Raw genomic sequence first — 1,729 nt, 5'->3', positions numbered from 1 at the left:
GGCGGGCGCAGCCGCGACCGCGAGCGCCTCTCCCGTGGCCGCGCCGGCGGGGACGGGTCCGGGCGCGGAGCAGGACGCACTGTTCTGACCGGGGCTCAGATTCTGGCCAAGGGCTGTCGGACCAAGGCCTAGATGAGGTCGTCCCGGGCCTGTTCGAGCTGGGCGTGCCACCACGATCCCGGCTTCAGGGCGGGCTTCTCGACCGTCACGAGCCGACGGCGCAGCCGCCGCACCCGGTCGCGATGGGACCGCTCGGGCATCGGCGCGGGCCGAGGCTTGATCTCGCCCGCCCGGAACTGGGCGAGCTTCTCGGCGGCCTCCGCGGCGCTGAGCACGGTGGGCGGCGTCGGGCGCGGACCGCTGTCCAGGTACTCCGCGAAGGCGGCGACGAACTCGTCGAGCTGCTCGCGGGAACCGTTGAGGGGGTGCAGCTCTCCCTGGGCCGTGAGCACGGCGACGGAGCCGTCGTCGGTGAGCTCGACGATCTCGGCCTCCGCGGGGTCGTGGAGGTAGCCGATCACCCGGGCGTCGCGTGCCGCCGGCTCGGCCGGGATCTGGACCGACCATGTGGCGTCCTGGTGCAAAACGAGGCCCAGCGGGGCGTCGTCGACGGCGCTCATGCGGCTCCCCCTGCCGGATGACTGCGCACGTCAGAGCCTCAGCAGGTCACGCGCCAGGCCCTCGCGCAGGCCGGCCGGCGGGTCCACGTAGCCCTCCTCGTGCAGCGCGCCGGGGAACCCGCCGGCCGCGAACGCGTCGTTGAGGTCGTCGACGAACCAGAGCGTCGGGCCCACCAGCCCGTCGACGCCGACGCCCGGCAGCTGGATCCCGTACGGGCCGTCACCACTGATGTTGGCCTTGTGCAGGGCGTCGGGGGCGAAGTCGAGCTGGAACGGCTCGGCGTCGTCGTCGGGGTCCGAGTCGTCCTGCCAGCTCTGCCACTCCTCGGCGTAGTAGTCGCGCGAACCGCCGCCGTACAGACTGTGCTCGAACTCGACCACCAGCGGGTCCGCGAGCACGCTCTGCGGCCAGCGCGGGTGGGCGCCGACGAGCCACACGTCCCCGACCTCGCGGATCCACGCCGACACCGTCATCGGGAACGGCGCGAACGTCTCCTCCAGCCAGTCGGCGAGGTCGGCCGCACCGTCGGACGGCGGGAAGTGCGCCGGGCGCGGCGTGGCCTCGTCGTCGTTGCGCTCGGCCACGAAGCCGTCGGCCTGGAGCCGGTCGACGATCGTCTCGACGTTGCGGCGCGCCCGGACGCCCATCTCGCGGGCCACGGCCCGCGCGTCCTCGCGGTGCGGCCCGTCGAACGCCGCCTGTCCCAGGGCGCGCAGGTCGCGCCACACGTCGTCGTGCTCACCGGCCTGGTACCGGGCGAAGTAACTGGTCACGGGGGCATCCTGGCAGATCTCGCGGCTGTTCAGGGCGGCGCGGCCGGGGCTGTTCTGTCACGCTCGTGCCGTCAGGCGCGCGCCCGCTCCCCCGCCCGCCGGCGCATCTTGACGTAGTTGCCGCAGCCGGCCATGGAGCACCAGCGCCGGGCGTGGTTGCGGGAGGCATCGTAGAACGCCCAGCGGCACGTGTCGCGCGCGCAGACCTTGAGCCGCTCCCACTCGCCCGCCGCCGTGCTGGCGCGGATCGCGTCGAGCACCCCGGCGATCCCCCGCTCGAAGTCGCTGCCCGCGGCGGTGAGCCGCAGGCCGCCGTCGGCGTCGAACGAGGCGCG

The 1,729-nt window shown here is 74.1% G+C and carries 3 protein-coding genes; all 3 read right to left on the bottom strand.

Going from position 1 to position 1,729, the window contains the following annotated elements; genetic code table 11:
• Positions 1 to 128: 128 nt before the first annotated feature.
• Positions 129 to 620 carry a hypothetical protein gene (locus PROKR_RS23155; RefSeq protein WP_036968068.1) on the bottom strand — a complete coding sequence of 164 codons (492 nt, stop codon included), beginning with the start codon at positions 618 to 620 and terminating at the stop codon, positions 129 to 131.
• Between the two features lie 30 nt (positions 621 to 650).
• Entirely contained in the window at positions 651 to 1,394 is a 744-nt protein-coding gene (locus PROKR_RS23150) for a hypothetical protein (RefSeq protein ID WP_051433270.1), read from the bottom strand.
• Between the two features lie 71 nt (positions 1,395 to 1,465).
• The coding region (locus PROKR_RS23145) for a CGNR zinc finger domain-containing protein (protein WP_036968065.1) at positions 1,466 to 1,729 on the bottom strand (264 nt) is incomplete at its 5' end.

It is taken from the genome of Promicromonospora kroppenstedtii DSM 19349, assembly GCF_000515355.1.
GTDB lineage: Bacteria > Actinomycetota > Actinomycetes > Actinomycetales > Cellulomonadaceae > Promicromonospora > Promicromonospora kroppenstedtii.
This window is presented reverse-complemented; position numbering and strand designations above follow the sequence as displayed.